General features: G+C 70.3%; 15 protein-coding genes, 1 tRNA gene and 1 pseudogene. 6 read left to right on the forward strand and 11 right to left on the reverse strand.

The features are described 5' to 3' along the window. The 5 genes and pseudogenes from Q0Q23_RS11175 to Q0Q23_RS11195 all read left to right on the forward strand — a co-directional run. Positions 1 to 515 (forward strand): annotated as a pseudogene (locus Q0Q23_RS11175) (NDP-hexose 4-ketoreductase); the annotation flags it as partial. A gap of 93 nt (positions 516 to 608) precedes the next feature. Continuing rightward, positions 609 to 1,124 carry an amino-acid N-acetyltransferase gene (locus Q0Q23_RS11180; RefSeq protein ID WP_295123338.1) on the forward strand — a complete coding sequence of 172 codons (516 nt, stop codon included), beginning with the start codon at positions 609 to 611 and terminating at the stop codon, positions 1,122 to 1,124. Positions 1,125 to 1,169: 45 nt separating this feature from the next. Continuing rightward, positions 1,170 to 1,805 carry a hypothetical protein gene (locus tag Q0Q23_RS11185; RefSeq protein WP_295123341.1) on the forward strand — a complete coding sequence of 212 codons (636 nt, stop codon included), beginning with the start codon at positions 1,170 to 1,172 and terminating at the stop codon, positions 1,803 to 1,805. 155 nt (positions 1,806 to 1,960) lie between these two features. Continuing rightward, complete coding sequence (gene radA / locus Q0Q23_RS11190; RefSeq protein ID WP_295123344.1) at positions 1,961 to 3,322, forward strand: DNA repair protein RadA; 1,362 nt, start codon at positions 1,961 to 1,963, stop codon at positions 3,320 to 3,322. Positions 3,323 to 3,638: 316 nt separating this feature from the next. Beyond that, positions 3,639 to 4,562 carry an alpha/beta fold hydrolase gene (locus Q0Q23_RS11195; protein ID WP_295123347.1) on the forward strand — a complete coding sequence of 308 codons (924 nt, stop codon included), beginning with the start codon at positions 3,639 to 3,641 and terminating at the stop codon, positions 4,560 to 4,562. 13 nt (positions 4,563 to 4,575) lie between these two features. Here the strand turns inward: Q0Q23_RS11195 and Q0Q23_RS11200 are convergent, their stop codons facing one another. Beyond that, a complete protein-coding gene (locus Q0Q23_RS11200) occupies positions 4,576 to 5,349 on the reverse strand; it encodes an SGNH/GDSL hydrolase family protein (RefSeq protein ID WP_295123350.1) in 774 nt (257 codons plus the stop codon). 101 nt (positions 5,350 to 5,450) lie between these two features. Here Q0Q23_RS11200 and Q0Q23_RS11205 point away from each other — a divergent pair. After that, a tRNA-Ser gene (locus Q0Q23_RS11205) sits at positions 5,451 to 5,540 on the forward strand. 66 nt (positions 5,541 to 5,606) lie between these two features. Here the strand turns inward: Q0Q23_RS11205 and Q0Q23_RS11210 are convergent. The 10 genes from Q0Q23_RS11210 to Q0Q23_RS11255 form a co-directional block, all read right to left on the reverse strand. Continuing rightward, a complete protein-coding gene (locus Q0Q23_RS11210; RefSeq protein ID WP_295123353.1) occupies positions 5,607 to 6,344 on the reverse strand; it encodes a hypothetical protein in 738 nt (245 codons plus the stop codon). A gap of 131 nt (positions 6,345 to 6,475) precedes the next feature. Beyond that, positions 6,476 to 7,339, reverse strand: coding sequence for an alpha/beta fold hydrolase (locus Q0Q23_RS11215; protein WP_295123356.1), 864 nt, complete (start codon positions 7,337 to 7,339; stop codon positions 6,476 to 6,478). Positions 7,340 to 7,343: 4 nt separating this feature from the next. After that, positions 7,344 to 8,249: an alpha/beta hydrolase gene (locus Q0Q23_RS11220; protein ID WP_295123359.1), complete on the reverse strand. Its 906-nt coding sequence runs from the start codon at positions 8,247 to 8,249 to the stop codon at positions 7,344 to 7,346. Between the two features lie 78 nt (positions 8,250 to 8,327). After that, on the reverse strand, positions 8,328 to 9,620 hold the full coding sequence (locus Q0Q23_RS11225) for an enolase C-terminal domain-like protein (protein ID WP_295123362.1): 1,293 nt from the start codon (positions 9,618 to 9,620) through the stop codon (positions 8,328 to 8,330). A gap of 102 nt (positions 9,621 to 9,722) precedes the next feature. Continuing rightward, on the reverse strand, positions 9,723 to 10,430 hold the full coding sequence (locus Q0Q23_RS11230) for a GntR family transcriptional regulator (RefSeq protein ID WP_295123365.1): 708 nt from the start codon (positions 10,428 to 10,430) through the stop codon (positions 9,723 to 9,725). A 55-nt stretch (positions 10,431 to 10,485) separates the two neighbouring features. Next, positions 10,486 to 11,466 carry an aldo/keto reductase gene (locus Q0Q23_RS11235; protein ID WP_295123368.1) on the reverse strand — a complete coding sequence of 327 codons (981 nt, stop codon included), beginning with the start codon at positions 11,464 to 11,466 and terminating at the stop codon, positions 10,486 to 10,488. Further along, positions 11,466 to 12,590 (reverse strand): mandelate racemase/muconate lactonizing enzyme family protein, encoded by a 1,125-nt coding sequence (locus tag Q0Q23_RS11240; protein WP_295123371.1) that lies wholly within the window; start codon positions 12,588 to 12,590, stop codon positions 11,466 to 11,468. Before Q0Q23_RS11240 ends, Q0Q23_RS11235 begins: the two co-directional genes overlap by 1 nt. A 27-nt stretch (positions 12,591 to 12,617) precedes the next feature. Then, complete coding sequence (locus tag Q0Q23_RS11245) at positions 12,618 to 13,493, reverse strand: carbohydrate ABC transporter permease (protein WP_295123374.1); 876 nt, start codon at positions 13,491 to 13,493, stop codon at positions 12,618 to 12,620. Then, complete coding sequence (locus tag Q0Q23_RS11250) at positions 13,483 to 14,466, reverse strand: carbohydrate ABC transporter permease (protein WP_295123377.1); 984 nt, start codon at positions 14,464 to 14,466, stop codon at positions 13,483 to 13,485. Before Q0Q23_RS11250 ends, Q0Q23_RS11245 begins: the two co-directional genes overlap by 11 nt. Positions 14,467 to 14,469: 3 nt before the next feature. After that, a complete protein-coding gene (locus tag Q0Q23_RS11255) occupies positions 14,470 to 15,717 on the reverse strand; it encodes an ABC transporter substrate-binding protein (protein ID WP_295123380.1) in 1,248 nt (415 codons plus the stop codon). Positions 15,718 to 15,798 lie beyond the last annotated feature (81 nt).

Genomic DNA, 15,798 nt, shown 5'->3' on the forward strand with positions numbered 1-15,798 from the left:
TCTCCGGCGGCCCCGTCGGCTTCCAGATCGAGGGCGACCCGACCACCGGCTACGACCGGATGCGCGGCAAGGTCTACGAGGAGCTCAAGAAGAACTTCAAGCCGGAGTTCCTCAACCGCGTCGACGAGATCATCGTGTTCCCGCAGCTGAACAAGCAGGAGCTGCTGCAGATCGTTGATCTGTTCATCAAGCGCCTGTCGGACCGGCTGCTCGACCGCGACATGACGATCGAGCTCGAGCTGCCCGCCAAGGAGCGGCTGATCGAGGTCGGCTTCGACCCGACGCTCGGCGCGCGGCCGCTGCGCCGCGCGGTGCAGCACGAGATCGAGGACCGTCTGAGCGAGAAGATCCTCCATGGCGAGCTGAACGCGGGCGACCACGTGCACGTCGACTTCCAGAACGGCGAGTTCGTGTTCACCACGAGCGCCCGACAGGAGTCGGTCGGCGCGGGCGTGAACGCCGCCGCCGCGATCGGCACCGGCCCGGCCACGCCGGACCTGGCCGCGAACGACTGAGCTCAGCGGCCGCCGAGTACGCGCATAATCCGTTCAAAACCGCCGAGTACGCAGAGAATCTGCGTACTCGGCGGTTTCCTTTAGGGTTGGAGGGTGAGTGGCGAGGGCAGCGCGTATGTGGTTCGGAGGGCGCGTACGAGTGACGTTCCCGGCATCCAGAAGCTCGTGGAGCCGCTCGTGCAGCAGCGCATCCTGCTCGGCAAGGAGGCCGTGACGTTCTACGAGTCGGTGCAGGAGTTCCGCGTCGCCGAGACGGCGGAAGGGGAGCTGATCGGCTGCGGCGCCCTCCACGTGATGTGGAGCGACCTGGCCGAGGTGCGCACGCTCGCCGTCGCCGACCCGTGGCTCGGCCGAGGCGTCGGCCGCGCCCTCCTCGCCCGGCTGGAGGGGGATGCGCGCGAGCTCGGGCTGAGCCGGCTGTTCTGCCTCACGTTCGAGGTCGCCTTCTTCGAGCGCAACGGCTTCGAAGACATGGGCACAGAGACCGTCGACCCCGCTCTCTACGCCGAGCTGGTCCGCTCCACCGACGAAGGTGTCGCCGAGTTCCTCGATCTCGCGCGCGTGAAGCCCAACACCCTGGGAAACACGCGCATGTTGAAGCACCTCTGAGCGCGCCTGCGTCGGCGTGTCGCACCCTGGCGCTACTCTTCGGGCATGTCGACGTTCAAGCACCCTGTCGGCCCGCAGCCGAGCAGCGTCTATTGGCGCCGCAGGCTCATCGTCTTGCTCGGCCTCGTCGCCGTCGTCGTCGTGATCGTGCTCATCGTCGTGCGCCCGGGTTCGTCCAGCGGCGAGCCCGCGAAGTCCCCCGTCAGCACCTCCTCCTCCACTCCGAAACCGGCGGCGGCGACCAGCATCCCCACCACCAGCGCGACAGCGAGCGGGCAGGAGTGCAAGCCGGCCGACGTCAAGGTGGAGGCCGTCACCGACGCAGCGCAGTACGCGGCGGGCCAGCTTCCGCAGCTGTCGGTCGCCTTGACGAACACCGGCTCGTCCGCGTGCGTCATCGACGCGGGGACGTCGCAGCAGGTGTTCACGATCACCAGCGGCTCGGAGGTCTACTGGAAGTCGACGGACTGCCAGGCCTCCAAGGTCGACGCCCAGGTGCTGTTGCAGCCGGGCAAGACCATCTCGTCGCAGGCGCCGATCACGTGGGACCGCACCCGGTCGGACCCGGCCACCTGCCAGGCTCAGCGCGCGCAGGTGCCGGCGGGAGGCGCGTCGTACCACCTGCAGGTGTCGGTCGCCGGGATCACCTCGGCGACGACGAAGCAGTTCATCCTGCAGTGACGTCCATCGTGGTCGCCGGCTCCTCCACAGCTCGGCTTCGACGGGGTTGTGCACGAGTTCCGCGATCCTCCGGCGAGTGACGGTGGCCGCCCGTAGTGTGGGACGCACCAGCCCGTCCAACCGGCCGAGGCGGTGAACTCGACCGAGGAGGTGCCGTGGCGAAAGCCGCTGTGACGTACCGCTGCACGGAGTGCGGCTGGACGACGGTCAAGTGGGTCGGGCGCTGCGGCGAGTGCCAGGAGTGGGGCACGGTGGCGGAGGCCGCGGCACGCACGGGCGTGCTGCGCTCGCTGGCGCCGGTGACCGTCACGGCCGAACGGGCCGCGCGGTCGATCACCGAGATCGGTGTCGAGTCCACGCAACGGCGGCCGAGCGGCATCGGCGAGTTCGACCGGGTGCTCGGCGGCGGGATCGTGCCGGGCGCCGCCATCCTGCTGAGCGGCGAGCCGGGGGTGGGCAAGTCGACCCTGCTGCTGGAGGTCGCGTCCCGTGCCGCCCGCGAGGGCCGGCCGGTGCTCTACGTGAGCGCCGAGGAGTCGGTGAGCCAGGTGCGCATGCGGGCCGAGCGCACGGGCGCCCTGCACGATCAGCTCTTCCTCGCCTCCGAGACCGATCTGGCGACCATCGTCGGGCAGATCGATGCCGTGCGGCCGTCCCTGGTGATCGTCGACTCCGTGCAGACCGTGTCGAGCGGCTCGGCCGAGGGCATCGCGGGAGGCCCGAGCCAGGTGCGCGCGGTGGCGAGCACGCTCATCCGCGTGGCCAAGGAGCGCGACCTCCCGGTGCTGATCGTCGGGCACGTCACCAAAGACGGCTCGATCGCCGGTCCGCGGCTGCTCGAGCATCTGGTCGACGTCGTGTGCCAGTTCGAGGGCGACCGCCAGACGGCGCTGCGGTTCGTGCGGGCGCTGAAGAACCGGTTCGGCCCGACCGACGAGGTCGGCTGCTTCGAGATGGCCGGCGACGGCATCGCGGAGGTCCCGGACCCCAGCGGGCTCTTCCTCAGCCGCACCGCCACTCCCGTCTCCGGCACGTGCGTCACGGTGGCGATGGAGGGGCGCCGCCCGTTGCCCGTGGAGGTGCAGGCACTCGTCGTCGCGACCACGGCCCCCAACCCGCGCCGCGTGACCAACGGCGTCGACGCGTCGCGTGTGGCGATGCTGCTGGCCGTTCTCGAGCGCCGAGCCGGAATCCGGCTCGGCGACAAGGACGTGTACGTCTCGACCGTCGGCGGGGTACGCCTCGCCGAGCCGGGCGCCGACCTCGCCATCGCTCTCGCGGTCGCCTCCGCGGCGACCGACCGCGCCATCCCGCACACGCTCGCCGCCTTCGGCGAGATCAGCCTCGCCGGCGAGATCCGGCCGGTCACGAGCGGCAAGCAGCGCACCACCGAGGCGGCCCGGCTCGGGTTCGCCACCCGCATCGACGACCGCAGCGCCACCGTGCGCGAGGCGCTGCGCGTCGCGTTCACGTCGGCAGCGAGCGAGCGCGAGCGGGAGCTCGACGCGGCGTTCTGAGGCGGGGCGTCCGTTGTCGGTAACGGAGGAGATTCGGGGCGACGCGCCGCGCGTGGCCAGGTAACGGAGGATGCTGGCCGGGAACGACGGCGAATATCCTCCGGTGGCTGCCTGCCTGCCTGGCTGCCGGGCGGAGCGTCGGGTCGCGGCGCGCGGCGCCGGGAGCGGCCGTCGCTCAGGGAGGAGATCGGAGCGGCAACGCCGCGACGCCCCTCCGTTCGCTGCGGTGGAGCGGCGTGTCGGCGCGAAGGTCCTCCGTTGGCGGCGTGCGCGACACGGGGTTCTCCGTGTCGCAGGTGCGGAGCACAATGGCGGCATGGCCAACCTGACCTTCACTCTTCGTTCTGGCCGGCGTGTCGGCGTGACCACCCTGGGCGACGCGGCTGCGGAGCGCGTCGTCGTGTTCTGTCATCCGGCGCCCGGCTCCTCCGTGTTCGACCCCGACCCGGATGAGTCGGCCGACCGCGGCGTCCACATCGTCGCGCTCGACCGTCCGGGGTACGGCTCGAGCGACCCGTGGCCGTTCGGGACGTGGCCCAGCATCGCGCGGGCTGCGGACGACATCGCCGAGTACGTGCGCGACATGAAGCGTTTCGAGGCTCCGATCGGCGTCGTGCGGCCTCCCAAGATCGGTATCGCCGGCTGGTCCGCCGGCGGCCGGGTGGCGTTGGCCGTGGCGGCACGCCATCCCGACCTCGTCGATCGGGTCGCGGTGATCGCGACCCCGGCGCCCAACGAGCAGGTGCCGTGGATCCCGCCGGAGCTGCAGAAGCTCTCCGACGAGCTCGGCACGCAGCCGGCCGACGCCGCGCTGAGCCGGCTCTCCGGGATGCTGCAGGGCCAGGCGGATGCCGTCCTCGCCGCCGACGGGGAGGGCGCGGTGCCCCTCGACCTGCTGGGTGCGGGACCGGTGGACGAGGCGGCGCTCCGCCGTCGCGGCCTCCACGACCGCCTCGGCCGGATGCTGATCGACGCGTTCCGTCAGGGTCCTGTCGGTGTGGCGGGCGACATCCTGAGCTACACCGCTCGGCCCTGGGGCTTCGATCCGAAGGACGTCCAGGCGAAGACGCTCATCATCGCCGGCCAGGCCGATCCGATCGCCGGGCAGCCGCACGCGGCCTGGTATCAGAAGGCCATCCCCGACGCCCGGATGGAGACGGTGCCGGGCGCGGGGCACTTGGTGGTCGCCCAGACGTGGGGCACGGTGCTCGCGCATCTCGCTCCGGCCGAGAAATCCTGACGCCGAGGCGCGGTCACGCGTCGACGGGAGGCCGGCGCGGGAACTTGGCCGTCGCCTGCTCGAGCACCGCAGGAAGGAAGGCCGACGCCCAGACACGGTAGCCGTGGTCGTTGGGATGGAACCAGTCCTCGGCGAACTGCGTGATCGCCCCCCGGATCCCCTCCCGCCGCATGGCCTCGTGGAGCGCCACCACCGTCAGCCCGCGGGCGGCGGCCTCCTCGCGGAGGATCCTGTTCGCGACGGCGACCTTGCGCTCGTTGGCCGGGAAGTAGAAGTAGGGCAGGTCGGCGACGATGGCATCGGAGGGCAGGGCGTCGAGCACCCGCCGGATGCCCTCCCGGAACCGGCCTGCGTCGAAGTCGGCGATGTCGTTCGCCCCGATGGACACCGTGACCAGGTCGGGCTCGTACCCGGCGAACCGCGGAAGCTGGTCGGCGACCGCCAGCGCCACCGTGGCCCCCGACACCGACAGGTTGACGACCCGCACGCTTCGCCCGGTCGCGGACCGGATGTGGTCGGCGATGATGCCCACGTAACTGTTGCGCGGCACGGAGGCGCCGATGCCCTGCGCGGCGCTGTCGCCGATCGCGACGTAGAGGATCTCGCCCTCGGTTTGGGCATGCTCCCGCCACCACGCCGAATGGACGGGAAGCGTCTGATTGATGCGCTCGCGACCGGCTGCGAGCCGCGCCTGATGCTGGGCGAGCGCGGCACGCACCCCAGCCGTCGTCGCCACCGCCACGGCGAGCGCGCCGCCCACCCATACGGCCGGTTTCGGGATGCCCATCCCGGCAGCGTACCCCGCGGTCCGGGACCGGGCTGCGGATCACCCGCGAGCGCCACCCGCTCGATTGGCGACCGCGCCGACCTTCCAGTAAACTCGCCTGCGGTACCGTGTCCGAGCGGCCGAAGGTGCAACTCTCGAAAAGTTGTGTGGGTGAAAGCCCACCGTGGGTTCAAATCCCACCGGTACCGCCATCGCAAGGCCCCCGGATCCCACTTCTCGTAAGGGATCCGGGGGCTTTCGCGTTAAGGGGGCGCTTGTTACCCCCGGCCCTGCCGCATCCCATCCAGCCATGCCTGGTCAGCCGCGAGCTGCGCCTCGATCGTGCGGCGGATGGGCCCGTCGCACACGTGGAGGTGGCGGCCGATGACCTGGCCGATGCCGTGCCAGCGGGAGAGCTCGCCCTGGATGACGGATCCGTCGGAGAGGTCCGACGCCAGCCGCTCGCGCAGCAGAACGAGCGCGTCGGCGTACTCGTCGTAGCCGCGGAGGACGTCGGCCTCGATCACGGGGACGTCGGATCGGCCGATGAGTTCGAGGGCGATTGCCCCGAATCCGGCATCGAAATCGAGCGAGCGGGTCAGCCACGCCAGCTGGCGCATCTGCTCGTCGAACAGCTTCTCCGCGCGCCGGCGGCCGGCCTCCTGGGCGCGCCATTCGCGTCGGGCTCGGGCGCGATTGGCACGGACGGCGAACCAGCCCGGGGCGGTGAGCGGCTCCTGCCGGAGCGGGACCAGGCAGGCGTCCGAGCGCTCCACCCACGGGTCTTCGGGGCGGAACCCCGCGCGGTAGGCGTCGGCGGCGACACCCGCGTGGTGGACGCCCTTGGCGATCCAGGCGGCCACCTCGCGAGGGTCGGTGAAACCCGCATTCAGCCAAGACTGGGCGTACAGCCTTCGCAGCTCACCGTCGGTGTCTCCCTCCCGACCGGACGGCGCTCCCGACACCGGCGCGCTGATGACCTCCGCGATCACGTCGACCTGAGCCTGCTGCTCCAACTCGTCTCCCTCGCTCGCCCGCCAGGCGCTCGCCCGACGATCAAGACTTGCAAGCGGGGCGGCCTGTCGCCCGGGCCGAAAGTCCCGTGAGCGCTGGGCCACCGGGATGCCCACCCGTCGGCCGTCGCGGTTCAGTCGCCGATGAAGGAGCAGAGGAGGGACAGGAGCCGTTCCCGCTGCGGGCCGATCCAGAACAGGTGGGTCGGGGAATCGAGCTCCACGAGTCCGGCGTCGGGGATGACGCGGGCGAAATCCTCCGCGTGCGCGAACGACACCCCGCCGTCGTGCCGCGAGGCCGTGACCAGGGTGGGGCACGAAACGCGGGACATCGCGTCGAGCCTCATCCCGCCGTCGGCAGGACGGCCCTGGCGCAGGTCGTTGCTGAACCCGGAATCGGAGCGCATAGACCGGAACAGGGCACGAGCAGTGTCCCTGTCTGCCGGACTCATCGCCTCCCACCATTGGCCGGCCGGCAGGTTCGACAGCGGCGCCATCATCGCCCGCAGCCCCTCATCCGATCGCACCGCTCCACGGATCGCCCACCACACCAGGCCCTGAAGGAGTGGGGAGAACACCACGGGGCCCAGGACCGCCTCTGCCCGTCGGTCGGGGTACGGGAGCGTCGACGGAGCGCAGCTGTGCAGGACCAGCCGCCGCGTGATCGGCTGCTGAGCCGCGGCGATCTGCACTGCCTGAAGGCCCCCGAACGACACCCCGACCACGGCCGCGACGCTCGAGAGCCCCAGCCGCGCGCACACCTCGCCGACCAGCGGCGCGAACTCGGCGGCGCCGAGCCGGCCGACCCGGGTGCGGCCGTAGCCCGGGCGCGAGAACGAGAGCACCCCGTGCCCCAGCTCGGCGTACAGGCTCCAACCGCAATCCGTCTCCGCCCGGGAATGGCCGCCGGGGAAGAACAGCACAGGGGGCCGTTCCCCGGGCACCTGAAGGACCTCGACCACGCCGCCGGACGTCGCGACGAGCTGTGGCCGGACCATCGACCTAGTCCCGGACGGCGTCGACGACGATGTCCGCGACGTCCGGATCCCACGTGAGGGCCCGTTCCCACGGCAGGCCGACGGCATCGGCGAAGAAGATGCTGTGCACGTCGGGGAACACCGCGCGGTGCGGAGGATTCAGCACGGGCGGCTCCACCCCGGCGGCCGAAGCGCTCGTGCGGGCGACGAGCCCGTCGTGCGGCCACAACGTGTCCGGGGTGTCGTAGGACGCGAAGTAGTCGCCGGCGATGAGCGTGACGGGGATGTCGTCCAGCACGCCGGCCTGGGCGGCGTTCCAGCCCGTCGGGCCGGTGAGATAGGGCGCGCTGACCTGCTCGGCGGCGCCCTGCGAGTTCTCGTTCGCGAACCGCACGGATTCGGTCAGGATCCGCTCGGTGAAGGGGTCGCTGTGGGCGTCCTCCAGCGTGATGGAGCCCGCGAGGTGGTCGCCCAGAAGGGAGCCGGTCCAGGGCGTGCCGAGAGTGACCAGCCCGCGGATGGCGACCGGGGAGCCGTGCGTCCTGCTGTGGGCGATCGCGGCTCGTGAGAAGAGGCCGCCCATGGAGTGGCCGACGAGCACCGCCTCCGTCAGCTCGTACTCGGCCGCCAGATGGGCGAGGAAGGCGTGAAGGGACGCGCCGGCGTCTGCCAGAGTCCCGACGGCATTGATCGTCAGTTCTGCGGGCAGCTCGAACGGGACGTCGCCGAACCCCTCCCAGCCGGTGTCCTCGGTCACGCTTCCAGCGCCGACACGCGCGGGCGCGGTGAACGTCCGTGCTCCCGCCGCCAGGAGGCGCGAGCGGAGCGCCGTCATGGTGTTGCCCGCCGCGAGACCCTGCCGGGCCGCCCGCTCCGGCGTGGTGAACGGGGTGACTGCAGCGCCGCCGGAGACCAGGATGACATCCCTCATGCTCCGGAGCTTAGGGGATGAGACCCCCCATTACTTGCCGTCGGAGCCGCTCGCGGCGCACAGGGCGCGTGATTCCGGTCAAGCCAGAAGGGCGGCGTCCACGGTGTGCTCGTGGAGGGAGGAGGCGAGCATCTCCATCCCCGTTCCCGGGGTGAGGGGTGCGCGGTAGCGTCCGCCCTCGACGACCGCGGGGGCGACGAAGTGCTCGTGCAGGTGGGTCGTGTACTCGATCAGCCGGTCGTCCATGCTGCCCGAGACGGCGACGAAGTCGAACATCGAGAAGTGCTGCACGGCCTCGCACAGCCCGACGCCTCCCGCGTGTGGGCAGACGGGCACGCCGAACTTCGCCGCGAGCAGCAGGATGGCGACGTTCTCGTTCACGCCGGCGACGCGCGTGGAGTCGATCTGGACGACGGAGGCTGCCTCGGCCTGCAGCAGCTGCTTGAACAGCACGCGGCTCATGCCGTGCTCGCCGGTCGCGATGCGGATCGGGGCCGCAGCCCGCGCGATGGCCGCGTGCGCGAGCACGTCGTCCGGGCTGGTCGGCTCCTCGACCCACGCCAGGTCGAAGGGGGCGAGGGCCCGGATCCACTCGATCGCCTGGTCCCGGTCCCAGCGCTGGTTGGCGTCGATGGCGATGCGGATGTCCGGGCCGACGGTCTCGCGGGCGATCCCCAGGCGGCGGAGGTCGTCCTCCAGCCGGTCGCCCACCTTCAGCTTGATCTGGGTGAAGCCCTCGTCCACGGCCTCGCGGGCGAGGCGGCGCAGCTTGTCGTCCGAGTACCCCAGCCAGCCGGGCGTCGTGGTGTACCCGGGATAGCCGGCGGCCAGCAGCTCGGCCTCCCGCTGCGTGCGGCCCGGCTCGGCGGCGCGGAGGAGCTCCAGTGCCTCGTCGGGCGTGAGGGCGTCCGTGAGGTACCGGAAGTCGACGAGCGACACGAGCTCCTCGGGGCTCATGCGCGAGAGCAGCTGCCAGAGCGGGAGCCCGGCGCGCTTGGCCTTGAGGTCCCAGAACGCGTTCACGACGGCGCCGATGGCCATGTGCATGACGCCCTTCTCCGGGCCGAGCCAGCGGAGCTGCGAGTCGTGGACGAACTCGCGCCAGAAGCCGCCGAGGTCGTCGAGCACCGCCTCCACGTCGCGGCCGACCACTCGGTGCGCGACGGCGTCGATGGCGGCGACCTGGACGTCGTTCCCGCGCCCGATCGTGAAGACGAACGCGTGCCCTTCGAGGCCGTCTCCGGCATCCGTGGTGACCCGGAGGTAGGCCGCGGAGTAGTCGGGGTCGGGGTTCATGGCGTCGGAGCCGTCGAGCATCGCCGACGTCTCGAATCGCACGTCCAGGGTCTCGAAGCCGGTGACGATGCTCACTCCGTTGTCCTTCCGTCGGCTAACCAATATCCTATTGGATATAGCGCCATTTTGTGCAATACGAAAGCCCGGCGCCGCACGGGGAATCGGGCTGCGTAGCGGTCAGCCCGCCTGTTCGGCCTGCGCCAGGCTGGCCGAGATGCGCGCGTACGACTTGGTGATGTGGTCGAGCATGGCCTTCTCGGCGGTCGCCGGCTTGCCGCTGCGCAGGGCCTCCAGCACCGCCTCGTGCTCGCCGGAGGTCTCCTCCACCACGCCGTGCTGGAAGTAGATGCGGTACTGGTGCATGTGCGAGCGCAGGCGCCCGATCGCGTCCGCCAGCAGGGCGTTGCCCGAGTGCTCGGCGATCAGCCGGTGGAACTCGGCGTCCTGGTTGGCGAAGTCCTTGTAGTCCTTGAAGCGGTCGTCGCCGGTGTGCGCCGCCTGGCCGCTGCGGTGCATCGCCTCGACCAGCCCCTCCAGCTGCTTCAGCGCCTCGGCGTCGAGTTCGCCCGCGGCGTTGCGGGCGGCGTACGGCTCCAGCAGCCGCCGCATCTCGAAGAGCTGGCGGAGGCCGTCGCTGTCGAGCAGCGGAGCGGCGGTGTACCCCTTGAGCGCCTTCTTGACGACGAGCCCCTCCGACTCCAGGCGCGCGAGGGCCTCCCGCACCGGAGTGGGTGAGACGTTGAGCTGCCGCGCGATGCCGTCGATGCTCGCCCGGCTGCCCGGCTCGATCACCTGGTCCATCAGCAGGCCGAGCACCGCGTCGTACACGTCGTCGGCCAGCGCCCGGCGGGCCGGCAGGAAGTGTTCCCCCGATTGGATCGTCATGTGCACATCCTAGGTCTGCCGTAGCGGTTCCGAGAGGATAGAGGATGCAGGATCCTCACGCCAGCAGCCCCTCCGCCCGCAGCTCCTCCCAGACCGCCTCGGGCACCGGGGCGTCGGCCAGGGCGGCGTTGCGCTCGATCTGCTCCGGCGCGTCCGCACCGAGCACCACGGTGGACACGGCGGGGTGGCGGAGCGGGAACTGCACCGCGAGCTCCGGGACGGTCGTGCCGTGGCGCTCCGCGACGTCGGCGATCCGCTCGACGCGCGCGACCAGCTCCGCCGGCGCCGCGCTGTACTCGAACGTGGCCCCGGCGCGCGGCCGCTCCGTGGCGAGGATGCCGGAGGCGAAGACGGCGGCGACGGCGACCGAGACCCCGCGCTCCTGCGCCGCGGGGAGCAGCTCGAGCTCGGCGGACGGGTCGAGCAGCGTGTACCGGTTGGCGCACATCACGATGTCGAGGTCGGTCTCGCGGATGAAGCGGGTCAGCATCCCGGTCTGGTTCATGCCGGCGCCGTAGGAGCGGATGACGCCCTGCGAGCGCAGCTCCTCCAGGGCGGGGAACGCGCCCTCGAGCGCCTCCCGCTCGAACTCGTCGGGGTCGTGCACGAACAGCACGTCGATCCGGTCGACACGGATCCGCGCCAGGGAGTCCTCGACCGAGCGCAGCACGCCGTCGCGGGAGTAGTCCCTCCGTCGGCGGCGCGTGGCCGGCACGTCGAACAGGTTCGCGATGTCGGTCTCGCCGGGTCGGTACTCCGGGTTCGGCTCGATCACGCGGCCGACCTTCGTGGACAGCACGTACTCGTCGCGGGGCAGGTCGCGCAGGCCCGCGCCGAGCCGCTCCTCCGAGAGGCCGACACCGTAATGCGGGGCGGTGTCGAAGTACCGGATGCCCGCCTGCCACGCCGCCGGGACGATCCGCGGCCAGACGTCCTCCGGCCGTGCGGCGTAGAGGTTGCCGAGCGCGGCAGCGCCGTAGCCGATCGGTCCGACGGTGAGCCCGCCGCGTCCGAACGGCCGGGAGGTGCGCAGCATCAGGCCACTCGCAGAGCGTCGACGGCGTCCAGGTCCCACTCGATGCCGAGCCCGGGAGTCGAGGGCGCGAGCGCGCGCCCGTCGCGGATCGCCAGCTCCGAGCGCGTCACCGCGCGCAGCTGGGGGATGTGCTCCAGGTAGAGCGCGTTCGGAACCGCACAGCACAGCGACACGTGCAGCTCCATCAGGAAGTGCGGCGCGACCGCGACGTTGAAGGCCTCGGCGAGGTGCGCGACCTTCAGCCACGGGGTGATCCCGCCGACCCGGGCGACGTCCACCTGGACGATGGAGGCGGCGCCCGACTGCAGGTACTCGCGGAAGTGCCCGACGGAGTAGATCGACTCGCCGACCGCGACCGGCACGCTGGTGGACTCCGCGACCCGCCGATGGCCGGCGACGTCTTCGGCGGGGAGCGGCTCCTCGAACCAGAAGATGTCCAGCTTCTCGAACAGCGCGGCGCGGCGGATCGCCTCGGCGGCGGTCATGGACTGGTTGGCATCGACCATGATGTCCATCCTGTCGCCGACGGCCTCCCGCACGGCCAGCAGCCGGTCGTAGTCCTCGTGGGCGCGCGGCTTGCCGACCTTGATCTTCACGCCGCCGAGGCCCTTGGCCTGCGACTCGAGCGCCTGCGCGACGAGCTCATCCGTGCCGAAGTGCAGCCAGCCGCCCTCTGTGTCGTAGAGGGGGATGCTCGGCTGCGCGCCGCCGGCGACCGCCCAGAGCGGGAGTCCGGCGGCCTTGCACCGTGCGTCCCACACGGCCGTGTCGACCGCCGCGAGGGCGAGCGAGGTGATCAGCCCGACCGTCGTCGCCCGGGTGGACGAGAACAGGGCGCGCCAGACGTCCTCGGGACGGTTCGCATCCAGTCCGACGAGCACGTCGAGCAGCGTCTCGCGCAGCAGGCTCAGCACAGCGCCGCCACCGGTGCCGATCGTATAGCTGTAGCCGATGCCGTCGACGCCGCCCGCGGTCCGGATGCGGACGAAGATCGTCTCCTGCTTGAGGAACGACTGCACCGCATCCGTGCGGACGGTCTCCACCTCCAGGTCGCTGAGCCAGGCCTCCGCGCTGACGATCGTGCCGTCGACGGAGGTGCGGAAGACGGGAGGGGCGAGGGTCATGGTTCTTCCTTCTGGTGTCGGCACGGGTCAGCGTCCGCCGAAGCCGCCGAGGGCGACTCCCTTGATGAGCTGGCGCTGCAGCACGGCGACGATGATCAGCGACGGGACGATCGCGATGGTCGAGGCGGCCATCATCAGGCTCCACTGGGTGCCGTGCTCGCCGGTGAACATGGAGAGGCCGAGCGGCACGGTCGCCAGCTCCTGGCTGTTGATGATGATGAGCGGCCACAGGTAGGAGTTGTAGTAGCCGACGAACGAGAAGACGCCGAGCACCGAGATCGGGGCGGTGAGCTGCGGGAGCAGCACCGACCACAGCGTCCGGAAGCGGGAGGCTCCGTCGATGAGCGCGGCCTCCTCGAACTCGATCGGGATGGTGAGGAAGAACTGCCGCAGCAGGAACGTGCCGAACGCGGTGAAGGCGAACGGGATGATCAGCGCCGCGTAGGTGTCGACCAGACCGAGCTGGTTCATCATGATGAACAGCGGGACGACCAGCACCTCCTGCGGGAGCACCAGCGTCAGCACGTAGAGCAGGAACAGCCGGTCGCGGTACCTGAACCGCAGCCGCGAGAACGCATAGGCGGAGAGCACCGCCACGATCACCGACAGCAGCGCCCCGCAGATCGAGACGAAGAACCCGTTGAAGATGAAGCGGCCGAACGGCACCAGCGTCCAGGCGTCGACGAAGTTCGACCACTTCACCTCGGAGCCGATGAAGGACGGCTTCGGCGAGAACACCTCGGACTCGGGTTTGAGGGCCGAAAAGAACATCCAGATGAACGGGAAGGTGAACACGAGCGCCACCGCCGCCATGACCAGCGTGTTCAGCCAGGTCTTGGCGACGACCGCGCGCTGGGCGGGGCGCAGCCGGCGGCGGCCGCGGGTGAGCGTGTCACTTGTCATAGTTGACCCACCTCTTCTGGCCGGCGAACTGCAGCGCGGTGATGAGCATGACGACGATGAACAGCATCCACCCCAGCGCCGACGCGTAGCCGAGACGGTCGAAGACGAAGCCGTTGCGGTACAGGTACAGCACGAAGGTGTTCGTCGCCTCGCCAGGACCCCCCTGGGTCAGGATCTGCGGCTGCACGAAGACCTGGAAGGCGCCGATCATCGTCATCGTCATGGTGAAGAACAGCGAGGGGGAGATCATCGGCAGGATGATCGAACGCATCCGCTGCCAGGCGTTCGTGCCGTCCATCCGCGACGCCTCGAGGATCTCCTTGGGGATGCCGCCGAGGCCTGCCGAGAGCACGATCACGTTGTAGCCGAACGACTGCCACACCGACATCGCGATCACCGACGCCAGCGCGAACCGGGAGTCGGAGAGCCAGCTCGGGCCGTTGATGCCGATGCCGGCGAGAGCCGAGTTGACGAGTCCGTCGTCGCTCAGCAGCAGGCGCCAGACGAGGGCGTTCGCCACCATCGGCGTGATCGCCGGCAGGAAGAAGACGACCCGCCAGAAGCCCGCGAACTTGATCCGGGTGTTCAGCCAGAGCGAGACGGCCAGGGCGAGGACCAGGTTGAGCGCCGTGTAGACGAAGGCGAAGATCACCGTGTTGAGGAGCACGGTGTAGAAGGTGGGGTCGCTGAACAGCTTCTGGTAGTTGGCGAGGCCGAGGAAGGTGGGTGCGCCGAACAGCGGCCACTCGAACAGGCTGATGACCAGCGAGCCGATCAGCGGCACCACGATGAAGAAGACGAACCCGGCGAGACCGGGCCAGAGGTAGGCGAGGGCGGTCCAGCCGTCGCCGCGGCGCTTGCGGCCGCGACGCGGCGGGGTCGGGTGCGGCACGCCGAACGGGCGGGTCGCAGGCGCGGCGGGCGCCGCCGTCTCCTCCGAGACGACGGCGCCCGTGAACAGTGGGGAGGTCATGCCCTACCGCTCCACCGAGCTCTGGATCGTGCTCAGCACGTCCTTCGCGGTCTTGTCACCCCGGTATCCTTCGACGCCGTACTGGGTGAAGAGGGTCTCCACTTGGTTCCAGGTGGGGGTAGTGAGCTGCGCTGTGGCGTTCTTCAGCAGGGCCTGCACCGCTGCGTACGCCTCGGGGGACTTGCCCTCCGCCCAGGCCGACTGCGCGTCGGCCCGTGAGGGCACGATCCCGCGCTTCTCGGCCTGCGCCTTGAGGACGCTGGTGTCGGTCATGGCGACGATCGCCTTGAACGCGCCGTCCGGGTCCTTGCAGTTCTTCGCGATGCCGAAGCCGGAGCCGGCGGTCATGCCGTGCGCCTCGCCCGAGGTGCTCGGGACGATCGTGACGCCCATCTTGAATTTGGCCGCCTGGGCGAAGGTGCCGTACATCCACGGGCCCTCGATCAGCATGTCGACGGCGCCGCTGGTGAACGCCGACTGCGAAGCGTCGGAGCCGTCGGCCGCTTCCGGAGCCTTCGCGATGCCCTCCTTGCTCACCAGATCGAAGTACGACTGCACCTGGTCGACCAGCTTGGAGTTGGTCAGGTCGAGCTTCGAGCCCTTCACCGCCTCCGCGCCGTCGGCGATCGCCCAGGCGTTCGGGATGAAGAAGCCGGGAGAGATGGCGAGCGCCTTGTGGTCGCCGGTGGTCAGCTTCTTCGCGTCGGCGAGGAACTGCTCCCGGCTGTAGCTGGTGCTCGGCGCCTGAAGCCCCGCCTTCGCGAAGTTGTCCGCGTTGTAGTAGAGGACGATCGGCTCGGCGTCGTAGGGGATGGCCCGGATCGTGCCGTCGACCGTCATGCCCTTGAGCATCGAGGCGTCGAAGGCGGAGGTGTCGAGCTTGTACTTCTTGATCAGGTCGTCGAGCGGCATGAGCAGCCCGGACAGCTCCTGGGCCCGTGCGGCCTGCGTGGTCAGCAGGCACGGCGGGTTGGAGCCGCTGAGCCGGGTCTTGACCTTGGTCCAGTAGTCGTTGAAGCTCGGTCCCTCGATGGTGACGTCGAGGCTCGGATCGACCTTCTTGCCGAGGTCGATGAACGACTGCCACTGGTCGCGGTCGCTCTGACTGCTGACCCAGGTGTACATGCTGATCGGGCCGCCCTTGGCGTCGCCCCCGCTCCCGCCGGCACAACCGGCCAGGGCGGTGAGGGCTCCCGCGATCACGACGGCGGTTCCGATCCGGATCGCCCTGCTCTTGCTTCGTGCTGTCACGTGCTGTGCCTCCTCCATTGGATTCACGCTGTTCGGGTGATGCAGATCCTATAGGGTCTACGATATAGGCTCTGCGGTGAG

The organism is uncultured Leifsonia sp. (assembly GCF_945957465.1).
Taxonomy (GTDB): domain Bacteria; phylum Actinomycetota; class Actinomycetes; order Actinomycetales; family Microbacteriaceae; genus Leifsonia.